This is a genomic window from Paenibacillus sp. UMB4589-SE434, from assembly GCF_030226685.1.
In the GTDB taxonomy this organism is placed as follows: Bacteria; Bacillota; Bacilli; order Paenibacillales; family Paenibacillaceae; genus Paenibacillus_B.
Genome location: NZ_JASOYK010000001.1, coordinates 2,068,735 through 2,085,291, shown reverse-complemented (window position 1 = coordinate 2,085,291; position 16,557 = coordinate 2,068,735). Strand labels below are relative to the sequence as shown.

At 46.9% G+C, this 16,557-nt stretch carries 12 protein-coding genes; 11 read left to right on the top strand and 1 reads right to left on the bottom strand.

The genetic code is table 11. The features are described from left to right. The first annotated feature begins 320 nt into the window (after positions 1 to 320). Positions 321 to 3,413, top strand: a complete 3,093-nt coding sequence (gene ileS, locus QP775_RS08690) for an isoleucine--tRNA ligase (protein WP_239328523.1) — start codon at positions 321 to 323, stop codon at positions 3,411 to 3,413. Between the two features lie 228 nt (positions 3,414 to 3,641). Beyond that, positions 3,642 to 4,028 (top strand): DUF5665 domain-containing protein, encoded by a 387-nt coding sequence (locus tag QP775_RS08685; RefSeq protein ID WP_239328522.1) that lies wholly within the window; start codon positions 3,642 to 3,644, stop codon positions 4,026 to 4,028. A 2-nt stretch (positions 4,029 to 4,030) separates the two neighbouring features. Here QP775_RS08685 and QP775_RS08680 read toward each other — a convergent pair whose 3' ends face one another. Then, on the bottom strand, positions 4,031 to 4,780 hold the full coding sequence (locus QP775_RS08680) for a TraR/DksA C4-type zinc finger protein (RefSeq protein ID WP_285105199.1): 750 nt from the start codon (positions 4,778 to 4,780) through the stop codon (positions 4,031 to 4,033). Between the two features lie 179 nt (positions 4,781 to 4,959). Here QP775_RS08680 and lspA point away from each other — a divergent pair, with 179 nt between their 5' ends. From lspA to pyrF, 9 genes are all read left to right on the top strand, one after another. Continuing rightward, positions 4,960 to 5,469 carry a signal peptidase II gene (lspA, locus tag QP775_RS08675; RefSeq protein WP_239328520.1) on the top strand — a complete coding sequence of 170 codons (510 nt, stop codon included), beginning with the start codon at positions 4,960 to 4,962 and terminating at the stop codon, positions 5,467 to 5,469. Then, positions 5,466 to 6,428 carry an RluA family pseudouridine synthase gene (locus QP775_RS08670; protein WP_285105196.1) on the top strand — a complete coding sequence of 321 codons (963 nt, stop codon included), beginning with the start codon at positions 5,466 to 5,468 and terminating at the stop codon, positions 6,426 to 6,428. The genes lspA and QP775_RS08670 overlap by 4 nt, the downstream gene beginning before the upstream one ends. 234 nt (positions 6,429 to 6,662) lie before the next feature. After that, the gene (locus QP775_RS08665) at positions 6,663 to 7,916 is read left to right on the top strand and encodes an LL-diaminopimelate aminotransferase (RefSeq protein WP_285105194.1); all 1,254 of its coding nucleotides are present in this window, start codon (positions 6,663 to 6,665) and stop codon (positions 7,914 to 7,916) included. Between the two features lie 473 nt (positions 7,917 to 8,389). Next, positions 8,390 to 8,926: a bifunctional pyr operon transcriptional regulator/uracil phosphoribosyltransferase PyrR gene (gene pyrR / locus QP775_RS08660; RefSeq protein WP_483312007.1), complete on the top strand. Its 537-nt coding sequence runs from the start codon at positions 8,390 to 8,392 to the stop codon at positions 8,924 to 8,926. Between the two features lie 5 nt (positions 8,927 to 8,931). Further along, entirely contained in the window at positions 8,932 to 9,843 is a 912-nt protein-coding gene (locus QP775_RS08655) for an aspartate carbamoyltransferase catalytic subunit (RefSeq protein ID WP_285105190.1), read from the top strand. A 73-nt stretch (positions 9,844 to 9,916) separates the two neighbouring features. Next, on the top strand, positions 9,917 to 11,197 hold the full coding sequence (locus QP775_RS08650; protein ID WP_285105188.1) for a dihydroorotase: 1,281 nt from the start codon (positions 9,917 to 9,919) through the stop codon (positions 11,195 to 11,197). Between the two features lie 169 nt (positions 11,198 to 11,366). Further along, entirely contained in the window at positions 11,367 to 12,497 is a 1,131-nt protein-coding gene (locus QP775_RS08645; protein WP_285105186.1) for a carbamoyl phosphate synthase small subunit, read from the top strand. Position 12,498: 1 nt separating this feature from the next. Further along, positions 12,499 to 15,717, top strand: coding sequence for a carbamoyl-phosphate synthase large subunit (gene carB, locus QP775_RS08640; protein ID WP_239328513.1), 3,219 nt, complete (start codon positions 12,499 to 12,501; stop codon positions 15,715 to 15,717). A gap of 128 nt (positions 15,718 to 15,845) precedes the next feature. Continuing rightward, positions 15,846 to 16,556 (top strand): orotidine-5'-phosphate decarboxylase, encoded by a 711-nt coding sequence (gene pyrF / locus QP775_RS08635; RefSeq protein WP_239328716.1) that lies wholly within the window; start codon positions 15,846 to 15,848, stop codon positions 16,554 to 16,556. The last annotated feature ends 1 nt before the right edge of the window (position 16,557 follow it).

Sequence of the window (16,557 nt, the reverse complement as noted above, 5' to 3'; positions counted from 1 at the left end):
GGGAACGCACCTTAACGTACATGGTTCTACCAGAGAGTCGGATAAGCTGAGAACCGATGAACATGACGTAGAGGACATCATCCCCGAGATATTATGCTGAGAGCAGGCTATGTGCTTGGACCGTAAGCATAATCGGCTTCCGACCGTTATCCGGGCTGTTGAGTGCCGTTGATTGAATGAACAGAGGTCTCTCTTTTACTTGTATGTAATGAGACTCGTTCGTGATGATGATTGACGGAACAAGGGTGGTAACGCGAGCTAACCTCGTCCCTTTTTGGGGGCGGGTTTTTTTATTTTCTTAGACTGAAAGGAAGATTGCTGTGAGAAAAGTAGACGTCAAAGAACGTGCACGTGACCGTGAACTGCGAGTGTTGCAAAAATGGAATGGTGAAGGCACATTTAAAAAATCGATCAATTCCCGTGAAGACAAGCCGAACTTTGTATTCTACGAAGGACCGCCGACTGCTAACGGCGAGCCTCATATCGGGCATGTGCTCGGTCGGGTGCTCAAAGATTTTATTTGCCGCTACAAGACGATGTCGGGTTATCGTGTTGTTCGTAAAGCTGGATGGGATACACATGGACTTCCAGTAGAACTAGGCGTGGAGAAACAGCTTGGCATATCTGGCAAGCAAGAGATTGAGAATTATGGCGTCGAAGCCTTTATTAAAAAATGTAAAGACAGCGTATTTGTATACGAACACAAATGGCGTGAACTGACAGAAGCGATCGGATACTGGACTAACATGGACGATCCGTATATTACGCTGGATAATAAATATATCGAGAGTGTATGGCACATTTTGTCGACGATTCATCAAAAAGGACTCCTGTATAAAGGTCACCGTGTAAGCCCTTATTGCCCTTGCTGCCAGACAACGCTCAGCTCACATGAAGTGGCACAAGGATACGAGACGGTGAAAGATCTGTCCGCAACAGCCAAGTTTAAGCTGCATGACAGTGGTGAATATGTGCTCGCGTGGACGACGACACCTTGGACGCTGCCGGCACACGTAGCGTTAGCGATGAATCCTGCAATGGATTATGTCCGGGTTCAGCAAGGGGACGAAGTTTATATCGTAGCAAGTAATCTTGTAACAGAGGTTATGAAAGAGGATTACGAAGTACTGTCTACACATAAAGGTGCAGAGTTTATTGGGAAGTCCTACGATGCTCCGTTCACTTATGTGAAGCCTGAGAAGGGACATCATATCGTTGGCGCCGACTTTGTGACGGATGCAAGCGGTACGGGAATCGTGCATATGGCGCCTGCACATGGTGAGGATGACTATAAGGCATGCCGCGATAACGGGCTTAGCTTCGTGAGTGTAGTCGATACACACGGACGTTATACGGACGAGATTACAGATCTGGCAGGGCGCTTCGTGAAGGATTGTGATATAGACATCGTGAAGATGTTGTCCGAGCGCGGAACTTTATTCAGTAAGGAAAAATATGAGCACAGCTATCCATTCTGCTGGCGCTGTAAATCCCCGTTGTTATATTATGCAACAGAATCCTGGTTCATTAAGACGACAGCGGTTAAAGAACAGTTAATAGAAAATAACAGCAAGGTCAACTGGTATCCTGGTCATATCCGTGAAGGACGCTTTGGTAACTTCCTAGAGGATTTGGTGGACTGGAACATCAGCCGCAATCGTTATTGGGGCACACCGCTTAACGTATGGGTATGTAACTCCTGTCATGGAGAATATGCACCGAGCAGTCATGTTGATTTGCGTGAGCGTGCAACTAGTCCGGTAAGTGAGGATTTGGAATTGCATAAGCCTTATGTAGATGCAGTGCACCTGCATTGCCCTCACTGCGAAGGCGGTGTGATGGAGCGTACATCCGAGGTTATCGACGTTTGGTTCGATAGTGGATCGATGCCATTTGCGCAGCAGCATTACCCGTTTGGTGATCAGCACAAATTTGAGGAGCAATTCCCGGCGGATATGATCTGTGAAGGAATCGACCAGACACGCGGCTGGTTCTTCAGCTTGCTGGCGGTGGCTACGCTGTTCAAAGGAGTGGCACCGTATAAAGCGGTTATGGCGACGGGGCATATTTTGGATGAGAACGGTCAGAAGATGTCCAAATCCAAAGGCAATGTCATTGATCCATGGGAAATCATCAATGAATACGGCTCAGACGCATTCCGTTGGGCGCTGCTCTCTGATAGCGCACCTTGGAACTCGAAGCGCTTCTCCAAGCAGATCGTTGCCGAAGCCAAGTCCAAAGTAATTGATACACTTGTGAATACACATGCATTTTATGCGTTGTACGCTACGATTGATAATTATGACGCAAGCGCATATCCAGTGAAGCCATCCAGCAATAAGTTGGACCGTTGGATTTTGTCTCGTCTCCATACGCTAATGACAACAGTAAGCAAAGGACTAGAAGCTAATGACTTCTTGAATCCTGCCAAAGCTATCGAGTTGTATGTTGATGAGCTGAGTAACTGGTATATTCGCCGTTCACGTGATCGTTTCTGGGGCAGTGAAATGACAGACGATAAGCTGTCTGCTTACCAGACGCTGCAACAGGTGTTGTTGACGCTGTCCAAGTTGATTGCGCCATACGCGCCAATGCTGGCAGAAGATATGTACGGCAATTTGGGTGGTGAACATGAGAGCGTGCATCTGGCCGATTATCCGCATGCTGATGCTGCAATGATTGACGTAGAGCTGGAGCGAGATATGGAGACGGCTCGTCAAATCGTCGAATTGGCGCGAAATGTTCGTAACGAGACTAGTATCAAGACACGTCAGCCGCTTTCAGAATTGATCGTGTCGATGGATCGTGAATTCGATCTTGGCGGCTACGAGGAAGTGATCAAGGACGAAATTAACGTGAAACAAATTCGCATCGAGAATAGCGATAATGGCTTTGTAGACTTTAGCCTGAAGCTTAACCTGAAAGTAGCGGGCAAGAAGTACGGCAAAAATGTCGGCCCATTACAAAATGAGCTCCGCGCTATGAATGCGCAAGCAGCGCGCAAAATCGTCGAAAGTGGATCGTGGTCCTTTACAAGCTCTGATGGAGAAGTGCTGACGGTTACGGGAGAAGAGCTTCTGATCGAGAAGATTGCGAAGGAAGGGTTTGCTTCCGCATCTGGCTACAAGATGACAGTAGCGTTGAATACAGATATTACACCTGAACTTGAGCAGGAAGGCTGGGTGCGCGAAGTGGTTCGTGCTATTCAAGATACACGCAAGAAGCACGATCTACCAATCGAGAAGCGTGTTGACCTCGTCCTGCATGTAGATGCGGAACTGCAAGCGGCCATCCAAGCATTTGAATCCACACTGCGGGACAACGTTCTGGTGTCCGCTCTGTCGTTTGGTCAAGAAGCAGACATGGAAACCATTGAATTAGGTTCCAAGACGATTGGGCTAGTGATTCGTTAATTGGATGATAGGGTCTGATGATTGTCTGATTGTAGGATGTTGAGATGTTGAGATGCTGCGATGTTAAGCATATAACCGATCTCTTCTGGTCACACTAGAGTGTGAACGTGGGACAGAACAACTTCAAGGCATATGAAGAGAGCGTCGACCGAAGCGGCACACAGTCGCGGGCGGTCACGCTCTTTTTCACAGGATACCATTGTTGACCCGAACAGGGGGCTTTCCTTAATGAAAAAGAAAAAGCAACAAAGTGAAGAGGAATTATCTGCTAAGCTTACTAAACAAATTTCGGAATGTATTCAAAATAAAAATAAATCAGACCGTGAAATATTGGAGCAGGTACATCTTCTTACGCAGAAGCTTGCGCTGCAAATGGAAAAGTCCCGTATGTACGAATATACGGAGCTTCTATTAAAACCACGCAAGTTAATCTGGGTCAACCTGATGGCTGGGGCAGCCAAAGGTGTTGGCATCGCTGTTGGCCTGACGGTAATTACAGCGATGCTGCTGTATGTGTTCCAATGGTTAGGTGCACTTAATCTGCCTATTATTGGTGATTATATTGCGGATATTGTACGAATTGTACAGCGTCAGCTGGATACGAAGATGTATTAACATTAACGCCAGTCTTCATCCAAATCTGTTATGCTGCGCTCTTCTTCAAGCAACGGTACACCTTCGCCGGCTGCAATATAACGTTCATACTGACGATTTCGAACAACTGTGACATGTCTTCCGGTCATATCGGTAGCAACAAAGCTTTCAAATGCTTCGACGCAGCCATCAAGCTCTTCCGACGCTTCAATGTATAGTTGATCATAACTATCAACGTCAGTTTGCTCGTGCATGGCAGGTGTATCGGATGTGCCCCACGCTTCAACGATCTGCCAGGCATCCTCACCATCAAATCCGTTCTGATCATCACGTTCATCAAGACTTGTGCGTCCAAACGGCGGGGTGAGAAACTGCTCTTCTACTGGTCGTCGATCAGATGTAAACGTCTCAGGGCAGTGATCGATGCAATACATCGTAGAAGGAACAGCGTCTAGACGATCGTATGGAATGGACTGACCGCACACAACACATTTTCCATAAGTACCTTGGTCAATGTGCTGTAAAGAGGTATCGATACGTTCAAGTTCAATCTCATGATGCTCATTTAGCGCAATATCCTTCTCGCGTTCATACAACTCAGTGGCAAGATCTGCGGGATGGTTGTCGATGCCGGAAAGTTCACCTGTTTGTTCGCGCAGGGAATCGGCTAGTCCATAATGATCGGATTGATGAAGACGCTGTTCATAATCTTGCTTCATTTGCTGCAGGCGAAGCTTGAGTGACTGCAACTGCTCGGAGTTGATATGGGACATGTGTCATTCTCCTTCCTGTTGGTACCTTGCTTATAGGGTGTGCGAAATTTGGATTTTTCGACATGGTAAATGAATCAGCGACTGGCTTCTATTGGACGTTATTTTTGTTCGTATGTTACAATGAGCGAGTTAAGGGAAGAATGGACAACTGTATTTTACAAATGAGGTGACTAAAGTCTGTGTGGTATTATGTACTCGCATTAATTGTGTTTCTGCTTGACCAGGGCACCAAGTGGTTGATAGCAACACGCCTGACGATTGGGGAGAGAATTCCGGTTATCGGCGACTTTTTTCTAATTACATCGCATCGTAACACAGGTGCAGCTTTCAGCATTCTTGAGAACCAACGTTGGTTTCTGCTTTCGATTACCGTAGTCGTTGTATCAGGTATTATATGGTACCTGCAGAAAATAAAGCACGGGCATGGTCTATTGCTGCCTACAGGGATTGGACTCATTTTAGGTGGGGCTATCGGCAACTTTTTAGATCGTGCACTCACAGGTGAAGTAGTAGATTTCCTAATGTTTAACTTTGGAAGTTATACGTTCCCAATATTTAATGTAGCGGACATGGGTATCTGCATTGGGGTTGGACTAGTACTTCTCGACACCATTTTGTCTGTGCGTCGTGAGAACCAAATGAAAGAGCAGGAAAGCAAGCAGGAAGGAACGGTTGAGGAAACATCATGAACAACGAAGAACAATGCATTCCAAGCCCCATTGAGACAGATTTAGATATGTTGAATTGGACGGTTACGGCTGAATATGCCAAGGAACGAATCGATAAATACATTACAGAATCTATTGAACATGACGTGTCCCGTTCACAGGTGCAGTTATGGATCAAAGACGGTCATGTGTTAGTTAATGGAAAGCCCGTAAAAGCAAATTACAAATGTATGCTGGATGATGTCATTGAACTTCATATGCCAGAACCAGAAACTGTTGACCTGCTTGCAGAGGATATTCCGCTTGACGTCTACTACGAGGATGCTGATGTGATTGTTATCAACAAACCACGCGGTTTGGTTGTTCATCCAGCGCCTGGACATAGCTCTGGCACGGTTGTGAACGCTTTGATGTATCATTGCAAGGATCTGTCTGGCATTAACGGCGAGCTTCGTCCTGGTATCGTACATCGCATCGATAAAGATACTTCCGGCCTACTGATGGCTGCGAAGAATGATCGTGCTCATGCTTCATTGGCTGCACAGTTGAAGGCGCATACGGTTATTCGTAAGTATATTGCCTTGGTTCACGGGAATGTGCCGCACGATCAAGGTACCGTTGATGCACCAATTGGTCGCGATGAACACGATCGCAAAATGTATACGGTAACGGATCGGAATAGCAAACATGCCGTTACACATTTCAAAGTGCTGGAGCGATTCGGCGATTCTACTCTTGTGGAGCTGAAGCTGGAGACTGGCAGAACGCATCAGATTCGGGTACATATGAAATTTATTGGTCATCCGCTGGTGGGAGATCCTATGTACAGTCGCGGCACACGGGGCCTGACGATGGAAGGACAGGCATTACATGCTGAGACACTTGGATTTGTTCACCCGGCAACGGGGGAATTGCTGGAATTTAAAGCACCGATTCCATCGGATATGGATGATTTACTAATGAGAATTCGAAATCGATAATACGTTTACCTAGACAGCGATAGGATCATGGGCTGTATGCAAACAAGTACAAATGTTTGCATATATCATCCATACCCATCGCTGTCTTTGCTATTTTATACTTGATAAAAGTAATGACTTCACTTGTAGTGCATCCTAACTAAAGACTAAAGATTAAAGATGGGACGTCGTACAGGGATAGCATTGTGCATGGATATCGGAATTAGTAAAGATAGACGAAGGAGAGATTGTCGGATGACGATTGAACAATATCAGGAAACTTACATTCAACAGGTGTTCGCTAATCGGATCGGCGGAGCGAATTACGGTAAAGATACGAATATTTATAAATTTGAAAAAATTAAACGTGCCAAAGCAGCTGCCAAGCTAGTCCATCCAGATGTTGAATTGATTGATATGGGTGTGGGTGAACCAGATGAAATGGCGGATTCAGGAATTGTAGCAAAGCTGGCAGAAGAAGCTGGAAAGCCTGAAAATCGAGGCTATGCAGATAACGGGATACGTGAGTTCCAAGCGGCTGCAGCTAACTACTTACGCGATGTATTTGGCGTCGAAGGCATTAACGGCGAGACTGATGTGCTGCATTCCATTGGTACGAAGCCAGCTCTTGCTATGCTTCCATCCTGCTTTATTAATCCAGGAGACGTCACGATCATGACCGTTCCGGGTTACCCGGTGCTAGGTACTCATACGAAATATTTGGGCGGCGAGGTATTTACGGTTCAATTAACCAAGGAGAACAGCTTTCTCCCGAATTTGGACAGCATTCCAGATGACATATGCAAGCGTGCCAAGCTGTTGTATTTAAACTACCCTAACAATCCTACTGGAGCTGCAGCTACTGTGGAATTTTTTGAAAAAGTGGTTGTCTGGGCCAAGAAACATGAAGTGATCGTTGTACACGATGCTCCTTACTCTGCCCTTACGTATGACGGTGTTAAGCCGCTCAGCTTCCTCAGTGTCCCAGGTGCAAAAGATGTAGGTGTTGAATTGCACTCTTTATCAAAATCTTTCAATATGACAGGCTGGCGTATTGGATTTATTGCGGGCAATCCCTTGATCGTTAAGGCATTTGGGGATGTAAAAGATAATAGTGATTCAGGCCAATTTATAGCTATTCAAAAAGCAGCGGTTTATGGCTTGGAACATCCAGAAATAACAGAAGCGATCTCGGAGAAATACTCCCGTCGTCACAATTTGCTGGTGGCAGCGTTGAATGAGATTGGCTTCCATGCCGAGAAACCAAAAGGTTCTTTCTTCCTTTATGTGGAGGCTCCGAAGAGCGTGGTGGGTGGACCGGAATTTGCAACTGGTGAGGAATTCTCCCAGTACTTGATTCGGGAGAAACTCATTTCAACCGTGCCGTGGGATGACGCGGGTCGCTTTGTTCGGTTCTCTGTTACATTCCAAGCAAGCGGCGCAGAAGAAGAAAAGCGTGTTATTGCCGAACTAAAGCGGCGATTGACGGATGTGCAGTTTGTATTTTAAGCAGTAAGATGTATGATATTTATCACATAACCTTGACAATGTGCGGGTACAGTGGCATAATCCTATTAAACGCATATTGAACCTTTAATTCAGTCCCGAGAGACTGGCAAGGTCACGCTCGTCATGCGAATGAGCTAACGGGTAGGTCAAGGAATGACTATGTGCACGAGATGCCATAATTTCCTATACACATCTACCTAAGTTGGTTATAGATTACAGTGAGACGGAAGCTCATGCCCATTATTTGAGGTGTGCAGCATCAACTGGATCTATATACAACGATTTTTCATTAGCCATTCATTGTTATTTAGCATACGAACTCCTTGCCTTAGGGCAAGGAGTTTTTTTGTATCCAAAATACGGCTGGAGAAGGAACTCGGAGCAAAGTAAAGTTGTGAGTTACGCATAGAGGTTCAAATACGTGTGAAGCTAAGACAAGATCAGAGTCGAAGGGAGGGCTCGTATTGAGCACGATGGAATACAACATCATTATGGATGAAGCCGCAATTCGCAGAGCGCTGACTCGGATTGCTCATGAGATTCTCGAACGCAACAAAGGTATTGAGGATTGCGTACTCGTCGGAATTCGCACAAGAGGAATTTATTTGGCAGAACGTATTGCGGAACGGATTCAGGCGATTGAAAGCATGATCATTCCCGTAGGCGAACTGGATATTACAAGATACCGTGACGATCGCAAGGTTAATGAGATCGACACGAGTTCGACATCTGGCGAAGGCTTTCCGATATACGGCCAAAAAATTATTTTGTGCGACGACGTTTTATATACGGGCAGAACGATACGCGCTGCCATGGACGCTATTATGGATCACGGTCGGCCGGAAATGATTCAACTTGCTGTACTGGCCGATCGGGGGCATCGCGAGCTGCCGATTCGACCGGACTACGTAGGCAAAAATGTACCAACTTCTAAATCAGAAGAAATACAAGTAGCGTTAAAAGAAATTGACGGCATCGACGAGGTTAAAATCGCGCACAACAGGGGGTAAGGTCGATGGTAGCAGTACACTTGGAACGTTCAATAAAGGATCGCAGTTTGTTAGGACTAAAAGACATCAGCCGGAGCGAAATAGAGTCCATTCTGGACCGCGCGGCTTATTGGGAAGCTCAAACTGTGAAAGTAAGCGATAAGCTTCAACATAAATTTATTGCCAACATGTTCTTCGAGAACAGCACCCGAACGCGCTGCTCTTTTGAAGTCGCGCAGAAGCGGCTAGGTGCCGAAGTCATCAACTTCACGGCAGCAGCATCGAGCGTGGAGAAAGGCGAATCCGTCTATGATACGGTGCGGACCTTAGAATCAATGGGAATGGACGCAGGTGTCATTCGCTTGAAGCCAGCAGGGGTGCTGCAGCAATTGGCAGCTCAAGTCAAAATACCTTTAATTAACGCCGGGGACGGCAACAATGAACATCCAACGCAAGCCTTACTCGATATGTACACAATGAAGAAACATTTCGGTGAGCTAGAAGGATTGCGAGTAGCAGTAGTAGGGGATGTAGAGCATAGCCGAGTTGCTAGATCCAACCTTTGGGCGCTGCGCAAATTTGGGGCTGAGGTTGACTTCTGTGCACCAACCAATATGAGAGCAAACGAGTTGGACGTCAATTACATCACCATGGAAGAAGCGCTCAAGGCAGATGTGGTCATGATGCTGCGTGTACAGCTAGAGCGTCATAAGCACAACATGTTCTCGACTTCAGAAGAGTATCGCTCCGCTTATGGTATGACGGTTGAACGTGCAGGCCAGCTGCAAGATCACGCGATTATAATGCATCCTGCTCCAGTTAATCGCAACGTTGAGATTGATGATGCGGTGGTTGAATGTAAGCAGGCACGGATTTTTGACCAAATGAGCAATGGTGTACCCATCCGAATGGCTGTTGTAGAACGCGCTTTGAGCTAATGTGGGATGACATGACTCAGACATAAGGTTAGGTTAACGACAAGGCATAACAGGCTGAGAGGAGAACGATTTGATGTATATACTAACAAATGCCAGCATTCTGAACGAGCAAGGTGACCTGGTACGCGCACATATCTGGGTTGAAGAGGGCGTTATTCGCCGCGTTACAACTACGGAAGAAATGATTCCGGCAGGAATCGAGACGGTAGACGTGGATGGAAAGTTTGTCACGGCCGGGTTTATCGATATGCACGTGCATCTGCGTGAGCCGGGATTCGAACATAAAGAAACCATTGCGACAGGTACTCGATCGGCGGCAAGAGGCGGATATACAACAATTGCATGTATGCCTAATACACGACCTATTATAGATACACCGGAAACCGTAAAATTTGTGCTGGATAAAGCAGCTCATGAAGGGATCGTTAAAGTCTTACCCTACGGAGCGATTACGAAAAATGAGCTGGGCCGCGAGTTAACGGACTTCGAAGCCTTAAAGGAATCAGGCGTAGTCGGATTTACGGATGACGGAGTAGGCGTGCAGACAGCTCAGATGATGAAAGATGCAATGGCTCGCGCCAAGAAGCTTGACATGCCAGTAATCGCGCATTGCGAGGATGAGTCACTGGTTAAAGGAGCTGCGGTAACGGACGGCGAATTTGCCCGCAAGCATGGCATGAAGGGCATTCCAAATGAATCCGAAGCGATTCATGTTGGTCGCGACGTACTGCTTGCTGAAGCAACAGGTGTACATTATCATGTGTGTCATGTCAGCACTGAGCAGTCCATTCGCTTAATTCGCCAAGCGAAACAGGTAGGCGTTCGAGTCACAGCGGAAGTATGCCCGCACCATCTGCTCTTATCAGATGAAGATATTCCGTCTATGGATGCGAACTGGAAGATGAACCCGCCGCTCCGCTCACCGCGTGATGTGCAAGCGTGCATCGACGCAATCAAAGATGGCACGATTGACATTTTGGTTACGGATCATGCTCCTCATAGCGCAGAAGAGAAGGCAAAGGGCATGGAGCTTGCACCTTTCGGGATAGTCGGCTTGGAGACGGCGTTCCCGCTCATGTACACAAAGTTTGTTGCAACAGGTGCTTGGCCGCTGGAATTGCTCGTCAAAAGAATGACCTCCGATCCGGCACGGGTATTCAGCTTGAATACGGGCAGATTGGAAGAGGGAGCACCTGCGGATCTCGCAGTCATCGATCTTGATACAGAGCGCGAAGTTGATCCTGCTCAGTTCCTTAGCAAGGGACGTAATACACCATTTACAGGCTGGAAATTAAAAGGCTGGACAGTGATGACAATTGTTGATGGTCGAATCGTATGGGCGGATAACAAGTAACCTAATAAACACTTCATACTATGGGGATCATCGAAATTCCATCCGCTTATACGGGTAATGTTAAACGATGATTAGGTACTACAGATGAGAACAATATAAACAGATATAGATAGAAATTGATGCGGCTTATACGAGTCAGATAGGCCAGAGAGAGCGAGGAGAGACGTATATGCAAGCAAAATTGTTGTTGGAAGATGGCACTCTGTTCACAGGTACGGCATTCGGGGCAGATTGTGAAACAGTAGGAGAGGTCGTATTTAACACAGGAATTACTGGTTACCAGGAAGTATTGTCTGATCCGTCTTATTGTGGCCAGATCGTAACGATGACATATCCATTGATCGGCAACTACGGCATTACGCGTGACGATTTCGAAGCCATCCGCCCTTATGTTCATGGGTTCGTCGTTCGTCGTCATGAAGAGATGCCTAGCAACTGGCGCGCTGAATATTCAGTAGATCGCTTGCTGAAAGAATACGGAATTCCAGGGATCAGCGGTATTGATACACGGATGCTCACTCGTAAACTGCGCCACTTTGGCACGATGAAAGGTATACTAGCAACTGGAAGCAAGCCTGTGGAAGAACTGCAAGAGATGCTTGGCGCAGCGCCAATTGTTAGAGACCAAGTTGCACGTACATCTACTAAACAACTCTTCTCTAGCCCTGGTAATGGCGAACGTATCGTACTTGTTGACTTTGGTGCAAAGAGCGGCATTTTGCGCGAATTAACGCAGCGCGGCTGTGACGTGGTGGTGGTGCCGCATGACACGACAGCAGATGAGATTCGTCGCCTTCGTCCTGACGGCGTTCAACTCTCTAACGGCCCTGGAGATCCGAAAGACGTTCCACATGCAGTGAAAATGCTGCAAGAGTTAATCGGTGAAATTCCGATCTTCGGTATTTGCTTGGGACACCAATTGTTTGCACTGGCGTGCGGCGCTGATACTGGACGTTTGAAGTTCGGCCACCGCGGCGGCAATCATCCTGTCAAGGAGCTCGCAACCGATCGTTGTTATATCACTTCACAGAATCATGGATATACGGTTGTCGAAGATTCCATCGCAGGAACTGAGCTTGAAGTGACACATATCAATAACAATGACAAAACGATCGAAGGTCTGAAGCATAAAAAGTATCCGGCATTCACGGTTCAATACCATCCTGAAGCAGCACCTGGACCGCATGATAGCAGTTATCTATTCGACCAATTCATCGATATGATACACGAACACAAACGTAATTTGCCTAAAGTTCCGCGTCAGGCGGAATTGGCAGCTCAGCTGAAAGGGGAACAATAACATGCCTAAAAATACAGAACTCAAAAAAATTCTCGTTATCGGTTCCGGTCCAATCGTCATTGGTCAAGCTGCGGAATTCGACTACGCAGGAACCCAAGCATGTCAAGCTCTGAAAGAAGAGGGCTTGGAGGTTGTTCTTATCAACAGCAACCCTGCCACGATTATGACAGATACGAATATGGCAGACAAAGTATATATTGAACCTATCACGCTGGAATATGTAACCCAAATTATTCGACAAGAACGTCCGGATGGATTGCTTCCGACATTAGGTGGACAAACCGGACTTAACATGGCGGTAGAACTTGCACGTGCAGGTGTATTGGAGCAAGAGAATGTTCGTTTGCTCGGCACGCAGCTTGAAGCCATTGAACGTGCGGAAGACCGCGATCTTTTCCGTGAGCTGATGCGTGAATTGGAACAGCCTGTGCCAGAGAGTGTTATCGTGACCTCGGTCCAAGATGCGGTTGATTTCGCAAATCAGATTGGCTACCCGATTATCGTTCGTCCAGCTTATACGCTTGGTGGTACGGGCGGCGGAATTTGCGATGATGAGGTGCAGCTTCGTGATATCGTAGCATCTGGTATACGCTATAGCCCGATCGGTCAATGCTTGATCGAGAAGAGCATCGCGGGTATGAAAGAAGTGGAATATGAGGTCATGCGCGATGCCAATGACAACTGTATCGTCGTATGTAACATGGAGAATTTTGACCCAGTTGGCGTTCACACAGGTGACAGCATCGTTGTAGCTCCAAGCCAAACGTTGTCCGATCGTGAATACCAGATGCTTCGCTCTGCGTCGCTTAAAATTATTCGCGCTTTGAATATAGAGGGCGGATGTAACGTGCAGTTTGCACTGGATCCATTCAGCTACCAGTACTATGTCATTGAGGTGAATCCTCGTGTGAGTCGTTCATCAGCACTGGCATCCAAAGCGACGGGCTACCCAATCGCCAAGATGGCCGCTAAGATCGCGGTCGGATATACACTTGACGAGATCGTTAATCCTGTTACTGGTCAGACATACGCGTGCTTCGAACCGACGCTGGACTACATCGTATCGAAGATTCCACGCTGGCCGTTTGACAAATTTACGCAAGCGAACCGCAAGCTGGGCACACAGATGAAAGCGACTGGCGAAGTGATGGCTATCGGTCGAACTTTTGAAGAGTCGATGCATAAAGCTATCCGCTCTCTGGAGATCGGCGTTCACCGTTTGTTCCTGAAAGGGACGGACGAACTGGATAAAGAAACACTTGATGCACGTTTGAAATCGCCAGACGATGAGCGAATGTTCTTGATTGCGGAAGCCTATCGTAGAGGATATAGCTTACAAGAAATTCAAAGCTTAACTAACATTGACTGGTGGTTCTTAGATAAGCTGGAGCGGATGATTCGGTTCGAGGATCGTATTAGTGCGGAGGAAACACTATCTAACGAAACATTATATGAAGCGAAACGAATGGGCTTTACGGATCGTGCTATTGCAGAAATCCGCAGCCAAGCGTTCCCTGGAGGTTACTTGACCAAGGAAGCAGACGTGCGGAAGTTGCGCAAAGATCAAGGTTTGGTCCCTGTATATAAAATGGTAGATACTTGTGCGGCTGAGTTTGAAGCAACAACGCCTTACTATTACTCGACCTATGAAACCGAGAATGAAGTCACTTCTTCTAAAAAAGAAAAAGTAATCGTATTAGGCTCCGGACCGATCCGTATTGGTCAAGGTATTGAATTCGATTACTCAACCGTGCATGCGGTATGGGCGATTCAAAACGCAGGTTACGAAGCGGTTATTATCAACAATAACCCCGAGACGGTATCGACGGACTTTAATACCTCTGATCGTCTCTACTTTGAGCCTTTGTTCTTCGAAGATGTGATGAACGTTATTGAGCAAGAGAAGCCGATTGGGGTTATCGTACAGTTCGGTGGTCAGACAGCAATCAACTTGGCAGAACCACTATCCAAGGAAGGCGTTCGTATTCTGGGTACGAGCCTTGAGAGTATTGATGAAGCGGAAGATCGGAAACGATTCGAAGCACTGTTGTCCCGTCTAAACATTGCACAGCCTCAGGGTAGCACTGTCACATCTGTGGATGAAGCAGTTGGCACAGCACAAGGACTAGGTTATCCAGTACTTGTACGTCCTTCGTATGTACTAGGTGGACGTGCGATGGAGATCGTTTACTCTGACAACGAGCTTTTAAGCTACATGGAGCAGGCTGTCAAGATCAATCCGGATCATCCGGTGTTAATTGACCGCTATATGCTCGGCAAGGAAGTTGAAGTAGACGCGATCTGTGATGGGGATACGGTGCTGATCCCGGGTATTATGGAGCATGTCGAGCGTGCAGGTGTTCACTCGGGTGACTCGATTGCGGTATATCCACCGCAGCATCTTAAACCAGAATTACAACAGAAGGTTGTAGAAATTACGATCCGAATTGCAAAAGAATTAAAGACAATCGGCCTTGTGAACATTCAGTTTGTTATCTATAAAGATGAGGTGTATGTTATCGAGGTGAACCCGCGTTCATCCCGAACAGTGCCTTTCCTAAGCAAAGTTACGAATATTCCGATGGCAAATATTGCAACGAAGCTTATTCTGGGCAGCAAGCTGAATGATCTTGGTTATCAAGAAGGACTGTGGCCTGAAGACGAGTATGTATCTGTCAAAGTTCCTGTGTTCTCCTTTGCCAAGCTGCGTCGTGTCGAGCCGACACTTGGACCGGAAATGAAATCGACCGGTGAGGTTATGGGGCGTGATGTGCAGTATGCCAAGGCTTTGTACAAAGGGCTTGTGGGATCAGGTATGAAAATCCCAACAACTGGCTCCATCATCTGTACGGTGGCTGACAAAGATAAGGAAGAAGCCATCGAGCTGATGCGCGGATTCGTCAACCTGGGTTACAAGATTATTGCAACCGGAGGAACGGCTGTAGCACTTGAAGAGGCAGGCTTAAATGTCACACACGTGAAAAAGTTAACAGAAGGATCTCCTAACATTCTGGACTTGATTCGCAACGGTGAAGCTCACTTCGTGGTGAATACGCTGACCAAAGGCAAGACGCCTGAACGTGATGGCTTCCGCATTCGCCGTGAGGCAGTAGAAAATGGTATCGTCTGTATGACTTCACTGGACACAGTAGGTGCCTTGCTTGGCATGCTGGAGCAAATCAATTTCTCTTCACGCCCGATGCCAACAATTCAATCCTAAATAGATGAATGTTTAAAGCTGCGAGGAGGCCATCAAGGCCTCCTCGGGCTATGAACGGGGGCTTGTATTCGGAATCATAGAATAGAGTGGAAGGGGCTGTTATCTTGATAAATGCAACGACGGAGCAAATGGCAGGCCGCATCATGGTGGCGTTAGATTATCCGAATGCAGACTCAGCTAAGCAATTAATTAGACAATTAGAAGGCATTCCGTGTTATATGAAAGTGGGGATGCAGCTCTTTTATGCGGCGGGTCCAGACTTTGTACGTGAGCTAAAAACACGAGGCTATAAAGTGTTCCTTGATGTCAAGATGCACGATATACCGAACACGGTAAAAGGTGGAGCGAACAGTGTAACGAAGCTGGGCGTGGATATGTTTAATGTCCATGCTGCGGGTGGCGTACAGATGATGCGCGCTGCACTTGAAGGTGTAGAAGCGGCAATAGCGGCCGATGCTTCACAAATAAGACCTACGGTTATCGCAGTTACCCAATTGACCAGTACAAGTCAACAGGTGATGAATGACGAAATAGGCATAGCTGGCTCTGTATCGGAAGCGGTAGTACGTTATGCGCGCTCCAGCTTAGAAGCAGGATTGAATGGTGTAGTTGCTTCTCCTCAGGAAGTAACAATGATTAAGGAAGCTTGTGGTGCTTCATTCCAAACGATAACGCCAGGAATCCGTCCTGCCGGCAGCGATCTGGGAGACCAATCCCGGGTTATGACACCTAAAGCAGCGTTTGCAGAAGGGACTGATTATGTCGTAATCGGTCGCCCGATCACAGCCGCCGCTAACCCTCGCGAAGCGCTGGAAACTATTTTGAAGGAGCTGGTCTAAC